This is a genomic window from Nocardia sp. NPDC056564, assembly GCF_042793755.1.
In the GTDB taxonomy this organism is placed as follows: domain Bacteria; phylum Actinomycetota; class Actinomycetes; order Mycobacteriales; family Mycobacteriaceae; genus Nocardia.
Genome location: NZ_JBHTUR010000001.1, coordinates 429,724 through 445,548, shown reverse-complemented (window position 1 = coordinate 445,548; position 15,825 = coordinate 429,724). Strand labels below are relative to the sequence as shown.

Here is a 15,825-nt window from a genome sequence, read left to right as displayed (position 1 = left end):
TCCCCCGCCTCCCGCCACCCCGCAGCGGTACACCGCATGTTGTGCGGTACACCGGCCGGAAACTCCCCTGCCAACACCACGTCCTGTACCCACACAGGCAAGCTCGATACGAACTCGAAGGCACCGCTCATCGCGGAGTCCGCGCCGACCGGGCATGACCAGCGCAGCGACAATGCCGATGCCCCACCGCGGTCACCGCTCGCGGTCAGCCGCGAACTGGGCGAGCGCCCGCAGGCCGTCGGCTTCGGATCGATCCGGCAGTGTCCGTACCGCGGCGGATACGCGCAGGCGGGCCTGCCGCAAGGCCTCGCGCTTGCCGCCCGCCGCTTCGAGAAGCGCACTCGCGCGTGCTATATCCTCGGGGCTCATCGGTTCGGTCGAGCGGTATAGCTTCATCAGGCTGGCCGCCGCATCGGTATTCGATGCCAAGGCTGTGACAACTGGCAGGGTTTGCTTGCGGCGCGCAAGGTCTGTACCGGCCGGCTTGCCAGTCACCTCCGGGTCACCCCAGATGCCGATCACGTCGTCCATGAATTGGAACGCGAGCCCGAGTTCACGGCCGAAGCAGTCCATCGCCGAAACGGTGACTCCGTCCGCCCCCGCGCTCAACGCTCCCAGCGCGCATGCGCAACCCAGCAGGGCGGCCGTTTTGCCTGTCGCCATCCGCACGTACTCGGCTTCGCTTATGTCCGAACGCGTTTCGAAGGCAGTGTCCTCGTATTGACCGATACATACTTCGACGGCAGTTGAACCGAGCCGAGCGACCGCCTCCGCCGCGACCGCGCTCGGAAACCCAGCCGCCAGCTTCCAGCCCGCCAGTGCGTGCAACGCGTCGCCGAGCAGCATCGCTTTATCAACGCCCCAAACGCGCCACACGGTCGCCCGCCCCCGCCGAGTGTGGTCGCGATCCATGATGTCGTCATGGATCACAGTGAAGTTATGAAACAATTCCACCGCTGCCGCGGCCTGCACCGTGCCGTGCTGCGCCCCACCGCAAGCCGCTGCTGCAGCGAACACCAATGCCGGCCTCAACCATTTTCCGGATCTTGCCGAGGATACGGCGCCGTCGCGATCCCACCAGCCGAAGTGATAACCCGCCATATGCCGCAACGGACCCGTTAGGTTGTCGACCACGTCCCGCAACACCGGCTCGCACTCGTCCCTGGCACGAATCACCAACTCGCGCACAAGATACTCAGGGACCGTCCCGGGCTTAACCTTCATCGAACACCTCAGCCGAGAGATATCCCCGCGAACTATAGATCGCTCCACATCCCAACGCGCCACGCAGTGTCTCCATGACTGGGAATCTCCGGCCAGGCAATCTCCCGGTGCATCAACACCCATTGATCTCGTCAGTACTTGGCGGTACGCTAACTGCCGCGCACTAGTTTGTTGATGCAACATATAGTGTCGCGCCGATTAGGGCATCATGACCTGGTTGATAGCCCGGTTAGGAGATGCCATGCGCCTTGTCGCGACAACATTCGTCATGCCAAGCGGCCCTGCGGCTCGAAGTCTCAGTAGCCCTGAAGCAGATCGGCCATTCGACCACGCATTCCAGCTCATCCCTTACGGCGACGACGACATCGGGAAGATCATCACGCAGAACCTGGTGCGTGCCGGAGCATTCCTGCTGGGTTGGCGGACGTTCGACGCAGTGTCCAGGCACCGGCAACAGATCCTCCAGCACAATCCGATAGCCGCCGCCTACTCCCACCTGCCCAAGTACGTTGTGTCCACATCACCGCGGGACTGTGCGGGAGCCACTAACATCCACGGCGATATCGCCGACGCCGTGGCAGAGTTGAAGGAGCGGCCCGGCCTCGAATTGCAGGTCTACGGCAGCACGCGACTGATCAGGGCACTTATGGATCTCAGGCTGGTCGATGAGTACCGACTGCTGATCTACCCGCTCGCGCTGTGCGGCGCCCAGCCTTCATCGGATCTGATGATGTCGCCGGCAGGCCTGCCTCTTTCAACCGTCACGACGACCAGCGGGGGGATTGTTTCCTTGACGTACAGCGAACCGAGGAAGACTTCCGGCTACAGCATGGCCGCGTTGCGTTACCCCAACCTCGCGGCCGTGGGATAACAACGATCACTGACCAGATACCGCTCGTAGCTGCTCCTCATGATCAGACCGTCGAGCGCGATCGGCCGCAGCGAAACTTTCGAGCATGGCGATCACTCCGTCGAACCCAAAGGCGGCCGCAACTATCTGCAAGTCGTGCCACGTGAGCTGTTGGTTACGAGTAGCTCCAAACTGTACGGGGCTCGGTGCCGGTTGGGACGTCACGATGCCACCAGCGAATGCGAGATCGATGTGGTCACCACAACGTCCAGTAGCTCCGCCACCACATGGGACAACCGCGGCAGCTCACGGCCTCGCTCAGGCCACCAATGCCATCGCAACCCGTTGCTTGCCGACCGGTTCACCGATGATGGCAGTATTAGCACAGATCGCTTCGGACACAACGAAATCCCCAGCCGCTCGAGCCAGCCCAGTTCCGTATGATCAACACGTTGGTCGACCTGTACGAAAAACAACCAGGATGACTCACGTCGATGCCCGGCGGCACACACCAATGTAGGGCCGCCCAAACCAACCAGACGTGAGGCCGTGAACAGCCCGTTCGCCAATGGCGCCCGCAACGCGAGCGCGGCCACATGTCCGTCGCATCTCAGTTCCACCGACCGCGAGTCGCCGTGTGGCTCCGTGGGTAGACCACATTCCCGATAGAATTTGCACCAATCGCCGACCGATGCCAAACGATCCCATTCTGCGTTCATACTCTGCTCCGCCCTTTCCAGCTGGACGGTTCGATCTCCGGCACCGCCGACCCAAGGCCCTTGTCTCCCCACCGAATTTCAGTTCATCACCGAGTGTTCGCTAGATAACATAACCGGGGAGAGTGACATGCCGAGCTCATCGACTTCTCACCCATGGCAAGCCTGGTCACTGCGGCTGTTGCCCCTGCCCGGGTGCGGCCTCCGACAACGGCGCGGCGATGTCCTCGAGCGATTTCCCTTCCGCGTCGACGCCGAAAATAACGGCGATGACGCCGCCGAGCACCATCGCGACGGCACCGAGCACGTAACCGAGGGTGAGCGGGTTCCGGTCTGGGTTCGGGTTGTCTGCACCACCGATGAGATGCCCGAACAGGTATGGAGCGACGACGCCGCCGGCTCCCTGGGAGATGGCGAAGAAGAAGGCGATCGCTTGCCCACGCAGTTCGACCGGAAAGATCTCACTGACGGTCAGATAAGCGGAAGACGCACCCGCCGAGGCGAAGAAGAAAATGACACACCACAGCAGGGTTTGCGTGCTCGCATTCAAGATCTGGGCGTGAAAAGCCCACGCGGACAACAGCAGCAGGACACCCGACAGGATATAGGTAGATCCGATCATGACGCGTCGGCCGATTGTGTCGAAGAGCGGTCCGAGTACAAGCGGCCCGAGCAGGTTTCCGATCGCGAAGGGGAAGAAGTAGTAGCCGGTGTGGTCGGTCGGCACGTGATAGAAGTGGATCAACACCAAGGTCTCGGTGAAGAAGATCGCGTTGTACAGGAACGCCTGGGTCGCCATCATGCTGAACCCGAGAAATGAACGCCGCGGATACTTCTCGAAGAATACGTAGGCCAGTTGCCACAGTGTGAGACGTGGATGCTCGGCGATCTCTATGACCTCGTCGGGACGAGTCGGCTGCAGCTCGACGCCTTCGGCGGCAACTCGCTGTTCGATCTGGTCGAGCGTGCGTTCGGCTTCATCCGAGTGCCCGTGTGTGAGCAACCATCGCGGACTCTCCGGGATGGTTCGCCGCACGAAAATAATGACGAACCCCAACAGAGGTCCGATGAAAAACCCTAGCCGCCAACCCCATTCGATCGGGACGATGTTCTCGTTGAATAGGACGAGGGTAGCTGCCGCACCGAGAGCCGCACCGCCCCAGTATGTTCCGTTGACCGCGATGTCGACGCGTCCGCGATAGCGCGCCGGAATGATCTCATCGATAGCGGAATTGATCGCCGTGTACTCGCCGCCGATGCCCATACCCGCGATGAACCGGCAGACGAGCAGCGCCGACCAACCCCAGGACAACCCGGCGAGTCCGCTGCCGAACAAGTAGATGAGCAAGGTCAGTATGAACAAACGCTTGCGACCGAGCTTGTCTGTAAGCCTGCCGAAGATCAAGGCGCCGAACACTTGCCCGGCCAGATACACCGAGGCCGTGGCTCCGACCTGGCTACTCGACAAGTGCAACGTGTGCGGGCTCTGTAGCGGACCGCCCATGCTGGATACGATCTGGATCTCGAGGCCGTCGAGGATCCACGAAACCCCGAGGCCGACAACGATTAGCCAGTGAAATCGCGTCCACGGCAATCGGTCCATCCTGGCCGGGATCGCGCTCCGCACGACCGCTGCGGGACCCGTCGCCTGTTGATTCACCACGCCACCTCCACATCGAGAGCCTTCGATCCGAAGCCAGGGGCGTGCGATTCACATCCACCAGCGTCAGCCGCCATTTAACGTACCGCTGATTAGTGGCTCACTCAATAGGTCACTAATGGTTGATGAGTCATGGGATCGGTCGCACAAATAGCCACAAATTGCCCGCGCAGGGCCGCAGACCAGCACGTGGGCAGCACGTATAAGGTCATCAGCGCCAACGCAGCCGGCTGCCGCGCCTGACCCGATCGGGGCGGACGGTCGTGGCGTATCAGGCGAGCGGGACGTGCTAACGATCAATCGGCGAGCCCCCGCTCATTCGCAGAGGCACGGTCCAGAGCCACCGTCCGCGGAACCGTCGAGCAGACCAAGGGTCGCCATCTCTTGCTCGATCGCGTTGGCGGCGAAATCCAGCCCCATCGCACGCAATTCCCTGATTCTCCTGCCTACCCGTTCGAAACCCTGCGCTTCAGCGACGATGTCCCGTAAGCTGATTCGATGTTCAATTGAAGTCTTGATGAATTCCACGGTCATTACCACTTGCCCTCCTGGCGCTACCTGAGCGATGCGGGGCCGACGACCACGCACCGCCGTACTGACAGCCACCAGCGTGGCCAGGTAGGTAGCGGAATTGCATCAGTACTACCGAACGATGGCCGCCGCAACTCGCCCGAACATACCTATTCGAAGAGGCTGGGCATCAGCCGATTACTACAATTCCGTAACTTCGCCAAACGTCAATCTCGGCGATCATGCCGTAACCGTACGAACCCGGATGTCTGCCGCATGGTCGGTCGCGTAGATTAGGCCCAAACGCAAAGCTGGACTAACCTCGACAACAGACCATCATCGGAATACAAAGGACGGAACATATGGCCAAGCAGGTCACCGTGACGCTTATAGACGACTTCGACGGCCGGTCGAAAGCGAACGAGACGGTTCATTTCGCTATCGATGGCGTCACCTACGAGATAGACCTGTCAACTGCCAATGCGGGCAAACTTCGCAAGTCACTCGAGCCATGGACCGCGAGCGCCCGCAAGGCGGGTCGTCTCAAGAAGGCCGGCGGACGGCGCGGTTCGATGGACCGTGAGCAATCCGCCGCCGTCAGAAAGTGGGCGCGTAAACACGGCCATACGGTTTCCGAGCGTGGCCGAATCTCCGCGGAAGTGCTCGAGGCATACAACAACGCGAATTGACAACATCCGTCCTGCCCGCCGGGCATCACCGCACCGGCCCGACTATCTCCAGTTCGCTGATGCCCGGATGAGAATTCGCTTCGGCCGCAACAATCTCGAGCCGCACAAAGCGTGCGACGACAGCACTCGGCAATGCGCCGGTCGCCGGGTCTACAGAGACAGTCGTCCACGTATCATTATCGGCAGAAGTTTTGATTGCCCACGCCGTTGGAATCGACCCTGACCAGGATGGATGTATCCGAGCAACCTCTGTTGGCCCGCCGAGGTCGACAGTGAGGCTGCCCTCGTTGCTCGTCGGCGCCCAAGCGGTGGCGCCGCTACCGTCGACGGCCGCGGCGGCGTACCGGCCCGACTCGTCTGAACTGGACGTCACCAGTTTGCAACGAGCAAGATTGTCCGTCGAGGACCGATCTGGACGACGCGTCTGCACGATCAGCGGGTAATCGCGGCTTACCATCTGCGCGCCACTCGCGGTCTGCACACGCATCGGCGCACCGGACTTCAAAACTATCCTGGTTTCTTCGGGTCCGAGTTCGGCGTCGAAGTCACGGCCCTGCCAATGCACGCCACGAATATCAACCCCGGTGGCGAGGTCGGGCGGCAAGATCGGATCGACAACAACGGAGTCGCCACGCAATCGCAGTCCGAGCAACCCGTTCGTGAACGTCTGTAGGAATCCACCTGCGGCAGTCACGAAAGTGAACGCGGGTGCGCCAGCCAGCGCGTCTCCGGCACCCGCCTTACTACCTCGCGCCTCGGCGAACTGGCCGAATGGCGCTCGTTCGAACGGCCGGGCCGCACGCTCGAAGTAGGTACCGACCGCGCACCCCGGCGCACCGATCGCCGCTGCGTCGATGGCGTGCGCCGAATCGGTCATGGCCGGCCCGTCAGGGTCGGTTCGTTCGGCGTAGTACTCCAGCACGCGTCTCGAAACATTCTGTGCCATGGGCCATTCCAGTGGATAGATCAGCAGTGTCGTATCGGCCTGCTTGATAGAGGTGCCAGGGTAGCCGTCGTACTGAAGGAAAATCTCGCGTACGGGATCGAACGGCATCCGTAGATGATCGGCGATCGTCGTCCATTCGACCGGTCGCTGCTCGCCGAGAATATCCGCCGCGGCTGCCGCGTTACGCAAGGCAAGTGCCGCAACGGCATTGGTGTAGGCGGCGTCGTTCACTCCGTTGCTGTACTCGTCGGGTCCCGCGACATTGTCGATGGAGAAGCTGCCGTCGGTGTTCGCCGTTACTCGTGCGGCCCAGAATTCCGCGAGCTGCTTCATGATCGGCCAACCTCGGGTGCCCAGATAGTCCTTGTCGCCGGTTGCGAGGTAGAACTGCCATGCCGCGAGCGAGATGTCACCCTGCAGATGGATCTGAGTCAGGCAGTGTGGCGGATTCCAGCTGTGGCACTCCTCGAGGTCACCGTGACTTGCACTGGTCCATGGATAGAAGGCACCGGGGTAACCGAGCCGCTGCGCATTGGCGTGTGCAGCGGGCAAAGTTCGGTAGCGATACTGCACAATGGAACTCGCGAGTTCCGGCGCGAACTGCAGCAACCCGGGGAACATCCAGATATCCGCGTCCCAGAAAACCGCACCGGCATAGTTGTCACTGCCGAGTCCGACCGGTGAGATGCTGTTGCTCTGTTGCGCATTCGTACCCGAGTACAGAGAGTAGAGTGCGCCGCGAGCCCAGGTCTGCACCTCCGAGTTGCCGGGCACCTCTATGTCGCCGTGCCACAGACGCCGCCAGGATGAGGCGGTCCCTGCCAGTAGGTTGTGCCAACCCTTGAATGCTGCGCGGTGCGCGGAGTCGGATGCGGACTTGGACGGATTCGGTGCGCTCAGCGCCGTATCGACACCGACGAACTTTGTTACCTCATAGGGTTTTCCGGTCTGCACCGAAAGCCGCGCGTCCTGGCCGGCGGTCAGCTGACCAACTGGCGCAGTGTGTTGAGTCACCGCGACGCCTGCCCTCAGTACAGAGACGATCTCGCCTGCGACTCCGGTGCCCTCGGTGCGGAACCCAAGCCGCAGGCCGTCGTTGGCAACCTCACTATCGGTCCCGGAAACGCGTCGGGCTCCGTCGCCGTCGAGCAGATCGATCACCGTGATATCGCCGGACCAGCGCGGGACCAGGCTCAGATGCACCGCGCCGACGTGCTGGTCCGAACGATCGGTGAGCACCTCATAGGTCAGATCTGTCGCTTTCCCACTCGGGGTGGTCCAGGTGAAGGTCGTACGGACCAGACCACAGCGCAAATACAACGTCTGCTTGAAGTTACTGATCTGGTTGGAAGGTGTTCCCGAAGTAAATGTTTCGCCGTCGACGTCCAGGTCGAGGGTCGACCAAACCGGAAGGGCTGCCGCCACCTCACGACCATCCGCGACGCCGCTCTTCTTCCCGTAGAGACCGGCTACGAACGCACCGTCGTAGCGCGGAGTATAGAGCGGCCACCCGCTCAGCTCATTGGTCGAGAAGTAGCCCATCCCGCGTGGCGGCACCCGAAGTCCGAGATAACCGTTGCCGACCATCGGATGCCGATCGTAGGTAGCATTCATGTCCGTGCTGGACGGAGTCCAATCGGGCGCCGACGACATCTCGTCACCAGGACACACAGAGATCGACATCGGTACGGTTCGGTAGCCGAAGATCAGCGCGACCGCGACCACCAGGGCGATCACCAGGGCGACCGCGAGGCCAACCCTTGCCGACATCCGATGGCGCAGCCAGACCGATGGCGTTCCGCGTGCTAACAACCCAGCTACCTCCGTGTGCTGTCGTCGACATTCACCCGATCGAAACAGACCGCAGACGATCCTCGGCGCGGCGACGCTTCTTACTGATGGGAAGACACCCTCCGCTCGATATTCCCGTGACGGGGAAGGCATTAGTGTCGCGATCGTGCGCATGCGGAAGCGAACGAGTCCAGTGGTACCGAGAGCGATTGCCGCACTTGGCATTACACCTCGCCGGAGCGATAGCACTTTGCGCTCACATTTTGGTAGCGGCCATCTGTGCCGACCCCGAATCGTCACGATGCGGCATGTCTGTTTCCCGGCATCTCAGGGCTCCCCTCTTTATCTACCCTGAGGCGCCGTACGCGTGCCGGCACACGCACCGAAACACATTTCGCCGCTCCGTGACAACCGCCCCTGGGTTCGATATTTCGAGCCCAGGGGTGGCCTTTGGGTGGGAAGTGAAAACCCGAAGTCTGGGGAATCTCGTGGTCCCGTTGGCGGGTCGGGCATGACCGCTGTGCAGCCACATTTTGCTTACCGATTCACCGCTCGGCGTGCTCGCGTTGATTCCGCTGCTCGAGACACCGATGCAGCTGGTCGCATCCCACCTCGGAGTCGGCGGCCTCGCTCGGGCGTAGCCCGGTTCGAGTCCGCCGGGTGGGTGTGCTCGCCTTTTCCGTAATGTACCGGAATTCTTCGGCGTACGGGCTTGCCGGAACGTCTTCGGTGGAAGGAGTTCCGGAACGAATACTGTTCCGGTTCGCCCAGATCGCCGAACGCCAGCGTCTCAGTTCCGGAGACAGCCTTACCGCTGATGGAGATACCCGATGTGGTGCCGCTGGAACGATCCTCGTTATGCGTATAGAGCTCATTGCTGGACTTGTTCGATCGGTACGGGCTGAGCATGCTGGTACCGGGCCGCTGGTGTGGCGGGCTCGATGCATCCCTGGTGGCCACATATCGGTGGAGACCCTCCGCGACGACGACGAGGAGGCATCGGCAGTGGCGCGCCGCCGCACTCTCACCGACCAGCTCTCCAGCGCGATCGGTGCATCCCTGGCCAGTAATCCTGTGTGCGGGGATGGACCCTCCACCGGATTGGCCGACCGGTTGGCGATCATGGACGAGTTCGTCGAGCAGATGGGGATCCGCGACAAGATAGCCGCGACCCGCCAGGCGGCGCACGATGACGGGTCGGGATGGTCGGCGTTGGCTGCCGGTGGCTCTCTTGACACGACGGCACTGGTTCGGGATGTGGATGCGTCGTTGCGCGTGTCTGGGGATGAGCGGGTGCTGGTCCTGGAGATAACGCTCGATGGCGACAGTGCCCAGTTCCGCCATGCCTTCGGACTGGCACCGGCGGCGCCACCCACGGTGGTGCTGGATCCGCGGTATCGATACCTGAGCTATTCGCCGGCGGGACAGCCGTGCCCCGAACTTGCTCTTCCAGACCCTCGACCGACCGATCCGCAAGTGCTGCAGCGCATCGGGGCTCTGCTCGGGGCGTTCACCGAGCAGTATCGGCGGTTGAAGGGCCGCGAGCCGCACTTCGATCACACGGTCACCGAAGCCGAACTCGTTGCGGCCGAGCAGGCGATGGGGCTGCGCCTGCCCGAGGATGTGCGGGCCCTCTATCTCCTGGCCGGGAGCGATCTCGCCGAGATCGGCTTGCTCGGGCGATACTCGCTCATGTCGCTGGATCGCATCGTCGAGGACCAGCAATACGCGCCGCGGTTCTGGGCCGATCTGTTCGCAGGCGACGAGCGAGTCGCGATCGAACCGTATCCGCCTGGTATTCTACGCCGACTGCGTACCAGTCAATGGTGGGTGATGATCGGTGCCGATGGCAGCGGGGGTGGGTGCGCGGTCGACCTCGACCCCGCGCCTGGCGGCCGGTACGGCCAGCTGTTCGAACGCTACGCGACCGACGTGCCGGTCCCCCTCGCCGAATCCGCTACCGCGCTGCTCACCGAAGTAGTCGAGGCATTGCGGCGCAACGACATCAGTGACTACCACGTCTCCGACCGCAGCTACCAGGACATGGACTATGTCAGCGCGAATCTGTCACCACGTCCTACGCTCTGTCGCGACGCACGCGAGCTGGGAAGGCGTGTCGATGACCGGGATCTGGTTCAGCTACTCGCCGATCACCGAGATCTCGAGCATGTGCAACAAATCCGGCTCTACGATGCCGAACTCCTGGACCTGCGCGCTTTATCGGTGACTCCGCAGGCGCGCACGGTGTATGTCGAGAATGCCCGACTAGTGCAACTATGGCTGCCGGAGTTGGTGGAATCGCTGACGCTGCAGGCTCAACACGCCGACCTGTCGGCCATTGACGGACATCCGGCACTGTGGGATCTGACCATCTCGGGACTCAGCGTGGAGGTCGCGCAGCTCGCTCAACTGCCAGCTTTGACCCGCCTGGACGCCAGCGGCGCGCGCCTCGACGACGTCGCTGCACTGGCGGACCTCGATCTGCGAGTGCTGGTGCTCAACGGTGATCAATGGGAGCAGATCCGCGCAGCGGGCCGCGTGCCAACAACTCTCGCAGGTGCCCGAATCGCTGGCGAGCAGTCGATGGCTCGAGCGGTCGAATGGGCCCAATGGCTCAACAGCCAGGACGCTGTGACAGCACCCGACTACGACTGATCGACGGCAAGGCCGACCTGAATTTGCCTGCCAGCTTCCGGCCCACTTGCTCCTTCTGAAAACGTTGTCCTGCAAGGAACCCATACCGGCGATCGTTAGCCCGCGTTCGGCCTATATCAGAGCGGCCCGCACCGGCTGCCAACGCCCCCACCGCCAACAGTTACCTGGCTAAGCGGGGTGAATGGAGTCTCCCCCATCCGGAGGCCCGGATCAACGATTCTTCCGCAAGCCGGCAACATCCGATCGTCGTTCTACCTGACGGCGAGCGTTGAACATAGGCCTCCGCACCACTAACCAACTACCCGCGGTGCAGGATCGCTACCGGGAATGGTTCGCTGCCTGAGACTCCGGAGGGAAATGGAGGCGTCGACCCGGACAGGCTTAGCTGCCCATTAATACTCTGATGGACGGCAAACCGGTAGCCGTCGGGCGTGCAGACCGACGCCGCGTATGGCCGATCGAGCTGAGCTGCCAGCAGAACCCAGCCGGACCACGTCCAGGTGTCGACGATGATTCGATAGCACTCAGCCGAGGATAGCCCCGGTTGTATTCGATTCAGAAGAATTTCACATTGCCCTTACGCGTGAACGTGCGGAAGTTCTTTGGGCAATAGATGCGCGACCATCGTTGCACGGTGTGTAGTTCGAGGAAGCGTCGGTGCCTAGTCAACGAGAAGATAGCCCTCGCCGGGGACACCAGCGTATAGTGCCCACCCACATACCACATCCTGAACCACCCCAGCTGACCCGATACAAATCGGAAACTCATCCATCACACGCCCCCGACGAATCGTCCGCCATTAACGACGCGACTACCCCGGGCGACGGCAAGCGACCAGTGACATGCGTTGCTGCACACCTCGTCCAGCATGTTTATATTCGGCTAAATCCGCGCGGCAAAGGTCTGACGAGCACCGGCCCGAAAAAAGCCGAGGCACTGGAGTGAAGGTCCCGGGCCACGACTCGCCTACACTCCCACCGATGGACGACTTAGGAAGTGCACGACACCTCAGCCAGCAGAAGGATCCGCACCCTCGCGGCAGATCAATCGTGCGGCTCGAAATCACGCCAGTACCCATTCGGCGGCAAATCCAGTACAACTGTGCCTCGCGGGCTGAGCGATACCGTAGAAACAACGATGAGTCCGCTTGCGTGATAGCGTCCGATCTCCTCGGTGGGAGCGCTGACCGGCACTCGTACCTCGTTCGCGAACTTCTGGGCAAACGAGTCAGCCCCATGCCCGGTACTACACGAAAAAAGCCTGATCGGACCCTATCCCAACTCGAATCCGCCCGCACGATATCCGCAAATTCGGCGGCCGACAATTTGTTCGGACCGAATCGCACGTAGTCCATGCCCCCGTGAATATACACAGTGTGAAAACCGTCGAGGCGTTCTATCGCCGCCGCCTGGCCGATCATTTCACTGTCGTTGGGGCTGAAATATGCCCGACCTCCCGGTACATCGACTCCAGCATCCGAGATGCGTTGAAGTTTCGGTGTAAGACCAAACCAGAGGAAATCACATTCAGGAGTGAATCGATCCAACGAATCAGCAGCAACCTCAGTGTCATGTGAACCGAGTCGTTCGGCGACCGAGCAGTCTAATTGTACTTTCCCCGAATATCACCTTCCAGCATCCGGTGACCGAGGCGCATCCATTCGGCATCCCCTCGGACAAGGTCACCCGCACCGCGTGTCAAACGCTGCGCAACATGATCGGCAACACGCGCCCATGTGTTTCCGGTGCCTGCGCTCATTCGGGGCCATTCCTACCGAGATGCAAGGTTGTACAGGGTCGGGTCCGTTCTCGTTACAGCATCAACTTCCCAATTCTCAGAATACTTTCTATAGCCATCATGCAGCAAACGGGGTATGAGCCACCTCGCCTGTTCCCCGTCATGGGAAGCACTGAACGGCACAGTCAAGACGTAGGGGTGCACATTGCCGAGTACCTTGGCGAAGTAATCGACGTCCCCCGCAGGTTGTAATCCCGTCTGCCATGGGACCGGACGGTTTGCAGTATCGGCGGCGCTGCTTCGATCGAAACCTCATGCTACGACCAGTCCGGGCCGGTCAACAACAGTGGTTCCATCGCAGGCCTGCGGTGTCGAGGTTTAGGAAGTTGCGGAGATCAAGTAGTGGATGGTGTGCATTCGAGCATCCACCCGAGCCGTGGCTGCGGCCTGCGTGCATTGTGGCACGCCGCGACCAGGGTGATAGCCGGCATGAACGCTGTCTGGCCGACGCACCGATGAGTAAGCAGCGATTGGTGGTCTGCCTACGGGCAACGCTGATTCTGCGACCTGCCATTCTGCGATGCAGGGACTTTCGCGGAGCAGGCCGAAGGAGCGACGGTTCGGCCCGTGGCGGCGCCGAACACCGTTGCTGTGGGCGATGCATAGGCACCGGATATGTCTGACGCATTCTCATCTGCGGATGCGCGGCACCTACCTATTAGACAAGCATCGGCGGTTGTTGAACACTGCCATATGGCTATGCGCAACGTCTGATACGCCATCAGACCAGGCGTGCCGGCCCCCGTAGGGTAAGGATGCAAATGCACACCGAATTGGTGCCGATGCAGGAGGAATGTCGATGTGATCCGCAAGAATCCGGGTCCGGTGTCTACGGCCAATCCCCACCACATGCTGAGATGTGCTGCATCCGGATCCGCTTCAGTGCACCACCGCTCGAATTGAGCTACCGAGACGAACTGGCAGTCGCAGAAAGATTTGCCAGCTCGGCCCGGCGCAACGGCGCGATCGTGGAGATAGATCGCACCGACTGCCCCGACTTGAACCCACTTCCGTGTCGTGTGCTGTGGACCGGGGACGCGTGAGGACCGACGCGACGGTTCCGCCGCGAATCGAAGCCACCCGCAGGTACTTAAGTACCGCCGGCAGCGAGTAACTCGTTGAGTATCCGCTCCGTATCGTCCAGTGGAGCGGCCCGCACCGACAACCGCGCCGCCACTGCGAGATAGATATCGGTATCCGATCGCTTCTCGAGCAACGAGGCATAGGTGAGCTGCGGTGCGAACACAACATCGGCCACTTCAGGCTCCGCGAACCGCAGGAGGGTGAAGGGGCCGTCGGCGATCGCGGGTCCACCGACATGATCAGGCAGGACCTGCAGCGCCGTCTTCATCGCACCCGCGGCGCGGATCAGATACTCGAGCTGCGCACGCCACACGGCAGCGCCACCGAACGGGCAACGCAACGCCGCCTGCTCCACAACGAACCACACCGCGGGCGGGTCGCGTCGGCTGAGGATCTCCTGGCGACGCAGCTGCAAAGCGACCCTGCGCTCGAGCAGCGATTCGGGCTCATCCGGGTGTACATGCTTCAACACCGCGTACGCGTAGTCGGGCGTCTGCAACAGCTCCGGTACGAAACGAGGTTCGTAGCTGCGTATCAGTTGAGCAGCCTGCTCCAAGCCGACGAAGGTGCCGAACCAGCGAGGCAGCCAGTCGTTGTCGCGCTGCCACCAGCCGGCCGCATTGGCCTGACGGGCCACGGTCAAGAAAGCGTCGCGCGCTTCGGGATCGGTGAAGCCGTAGAAGGTGAGCAGGTCGTTCAGATCGCGCTCCCGGAACGGCACCCTACCCAACTCGAGTCGGCTGATCTTCGAATCCGACGCTCTGATCGCCATTCCTGCGTCCTCGCGACTGACCCCACACGCCTCCCGCAAACGGCGCAGCCGTGCCCCGACCATCATCCGCAGCACCGTAGGCGCTCCCTCGACCGCCGTGATCACGGGGACGTCGGTCATTGCTCACCCCTTCTTCGCGCGCCCGCTCCCGATGACAGCCGAACCTAGGGCTGTTTCAACCCGACTCCCCCGAACAGTGAGCAGGTCGCCGGTGCGTCGGTGCCGTCGGGTCGCCATTGCCACGGGCGGACCAAACCGGGCTCAACTAGGTGATAGCCGTCGAATAGATCTCGGATCTCCTGCTCGCCGCGCAATACCAACGGCACTGTGGCACCCGCGAAACCGGCGTGCCAACCGTTCTGTTCGCTGGCCGACATGCCATCGGTGGTCAGGTGCGAAATGGCAACATATGACCCAGGCGCCTGGCGTTCGCGGAATGCCGAAACGATCTTCGCCGGATTTTCCTCGGCGGTCACGAAGTGAAAGACGGCGATGAACAGCACGGCGACCGGCTCGTCGAAATCAATCATCTCGGTGACCGTCGGGTGCAGCAGGATCGACTCGGGTTCCCGCATGTCCGCGGTGATCACCCGTGTCGTGCCCGCGCGGAGTAGTGCCTTGCCGTGTACGGCAACGATCGGGTCGATGTCGACATAGACAACGCGTGCGTCCGGGTTGGCCTCGAGAGCGATCTGATGTGTATTTCGGACCGTCGGCAACCCCGACCCCACGTCTAGAAATTGACGAATGCCACAGCTCTTCGCCAGATGCTCGACCACTCGACCAAGGAATCGTCTGTTCTCGGTCGCGGTCGACCGCACCCGGTGCTCGCCGATCAGGTCATAGAGCCGCCCGTTGGCGGCCCGGTCGACGTCGTAGTGGTCCTTGCCGCCCAGTGCTTCGTCGTACATGCGCGCGGCGGTCGGCACCCCTAGCGGGATCCGCACATCGGGCTTGGCGTCCGCTCCGTTCGGTGGGACTTCTTTCGACATCGTCGCAGCCTCTCGTTCCGGGCACAGAATTAATGTCGTCCCGAACACTACGGACGGCCCGATAATTTTATTCACCGGACATCGACCGCATGTTCCCATCATGGGGACTGCTTACCGTCGTGCTCAATCTGTCACCAGAT

General features: G+C 61.8%; 9 protein-coding genes. 3 read left to right on the top strand and 6 right to left on the bottom strand.

All coding sequences use genetic code 11. The features are described 5' to 3' along the window. Nucleotides 1–192: 192 nt before the first annotated feature. On the bottom strand, nt 193–1,224 hold the full coding sequence (gene idsB / locus ACFQ9K_RS02110; RefSeq protein ID WP_378715722.1) for a geranylgeranyl diphosphate synthase IdsB: 1,032 nt from the start codon (nt 1,222–1,224) through the stop codon (nt 193–195). A gap of 241 nt (nt 1,225–1,465) precedes the next feature. On the opposite strand from idsB, the gene ACFQ9K_RS02105 reads away from it, so the two are divergent. Continuing rightward, entirely contained in the window at nt 1,466–2,095 is a 630-nt protein-coding gene (locus ACFQ9K_RS02105; RefSeq protein ID WP_378715723.1) for a dihydrofolate reductase family protein, read from the top strand. 864 nt (nt 2,096–2,959) lie between these two features. On the opposite strand, the gene ACFQ9K_RS02100 is transcribed toward ACFQ9K_RS02105, so the two are convergent. Together ACFQ9K_RS02100 and ACFQ9K_RS02095 are read right to left on the bottom strand one after the other, a co-directional pair. After that, the gene (locus tag ACFQ9K_RS02100) at nt 2,960–4,393 is read right to left on the bottom strand and encodes an MFS transporter (RefSeq protein ID WP_378715725.1); all 1,434 of its coding nucleotides are present in this window, start codon (nt 4,391–4,393) and stop codon (nt 2,960–2,962) included. A 372-nt stretch (nt 4,394–4,765) separates the two neighbouring features. Continuing rightward, the gene (locus ACFQ9K_RS02095) at nt 4,766–4,984 is read right to left on the bottom strand and encodes a hypothetical protein (protein ID WP_378715727.1); all 219 of its coding nucleotides are present in this window, start codon (nt 4,982–4,984) and stop codon (nt 4,766–4,768) included. 338 nt (nt 4,985–5,322) lie between these two features. On the opposite strand from ACFQ9K_RS02095, the gene ACFQ9K_RS02090 reads away from it, so the two are divergent. Further along, on the top strand, nt 5,323–5,649 hold the full coding sequence (locus ACFQ9K_RS02090) for an Lsr2 family protein (protein ID WP_378715730.1): 327 nt from the start codon (nt 5,323–5,325) through the stop codon (nt 5,647–5,649). Between the two features lie 25 nt (nt 5,650–5,674). On the opposite strand, the gene ACFQ9K_RS02085 is transcribed toward ACFQ9K_RS02090, so the two are convergent. After that, the gene (locus tag ACFQ9K_RS02085) at nt 5,675–8,332 is read right to left on the bottom strand and encodes a discoidin domain-containing protein (protein WP_378715731.1); all 2,658 of its coding nucleotides are present in this window, start codon (nt 8,330–8,332) and stop codon (nt 5,675–5,677) included. Between the two features lie 1,020 nt (nt 8,333–9,352). On the opposite strand from ACFQ9K_RS02085, the gene ACFQ9K_RS02080 reads away from it, so the two are divergent. Then, nucleotides 9,353–11,041 carry an SMI1/KNR4 family protein gene (locus ACFQ9K_RS02080; protein WP_378715733.1) on the top strand — a complete coding sequence of 563 codons (1,689 nt, stop codon included), beginning with the start codon at nt 9,353–9,355 and terminating at the stop codon, nt 11,039–11,041. 2,887 nt (nt 11,042–13,928) lie between these two features. Here ACFQ9K_RS02080 and ACFQ9K_RS02075 read toward each other — a convergent pair. Both ACFQ9K_RS02075 and ACFQ9K_RS02070 read right to left on the bottom strand, forming a co-directional pair. Beyond that, nucleotides 13,929–14,813: a helix-turn-helix domain-containing protein gene (locus ACFQ9K_RS02075; RefSeq protein ID WP_378715734.1), complete on the bottom strand. Its 885-nt coding sequence runs from the start codon at nt 14,811–14,813 to the stop codon at nt 13,929–13,931. A 44-nt stretch (nt 14,814–14,857) separates the two neighbouring features. Then, the gene (locus ACFQ9K_RS02070; RefSeq protein ID WP_378715736.1) at nt 14,858–15,760 is read right to left on the bottom strand and encodes an SAM-dependent methyltransferase; all 903 of its coding nucleotides are present in this window, start codon (nt 15,758–15,760) and stop codon (nt 14,858–14,860) included. Between the last annotated feature and the right edge of the window lie 65 nt (nt 15,761–15,825).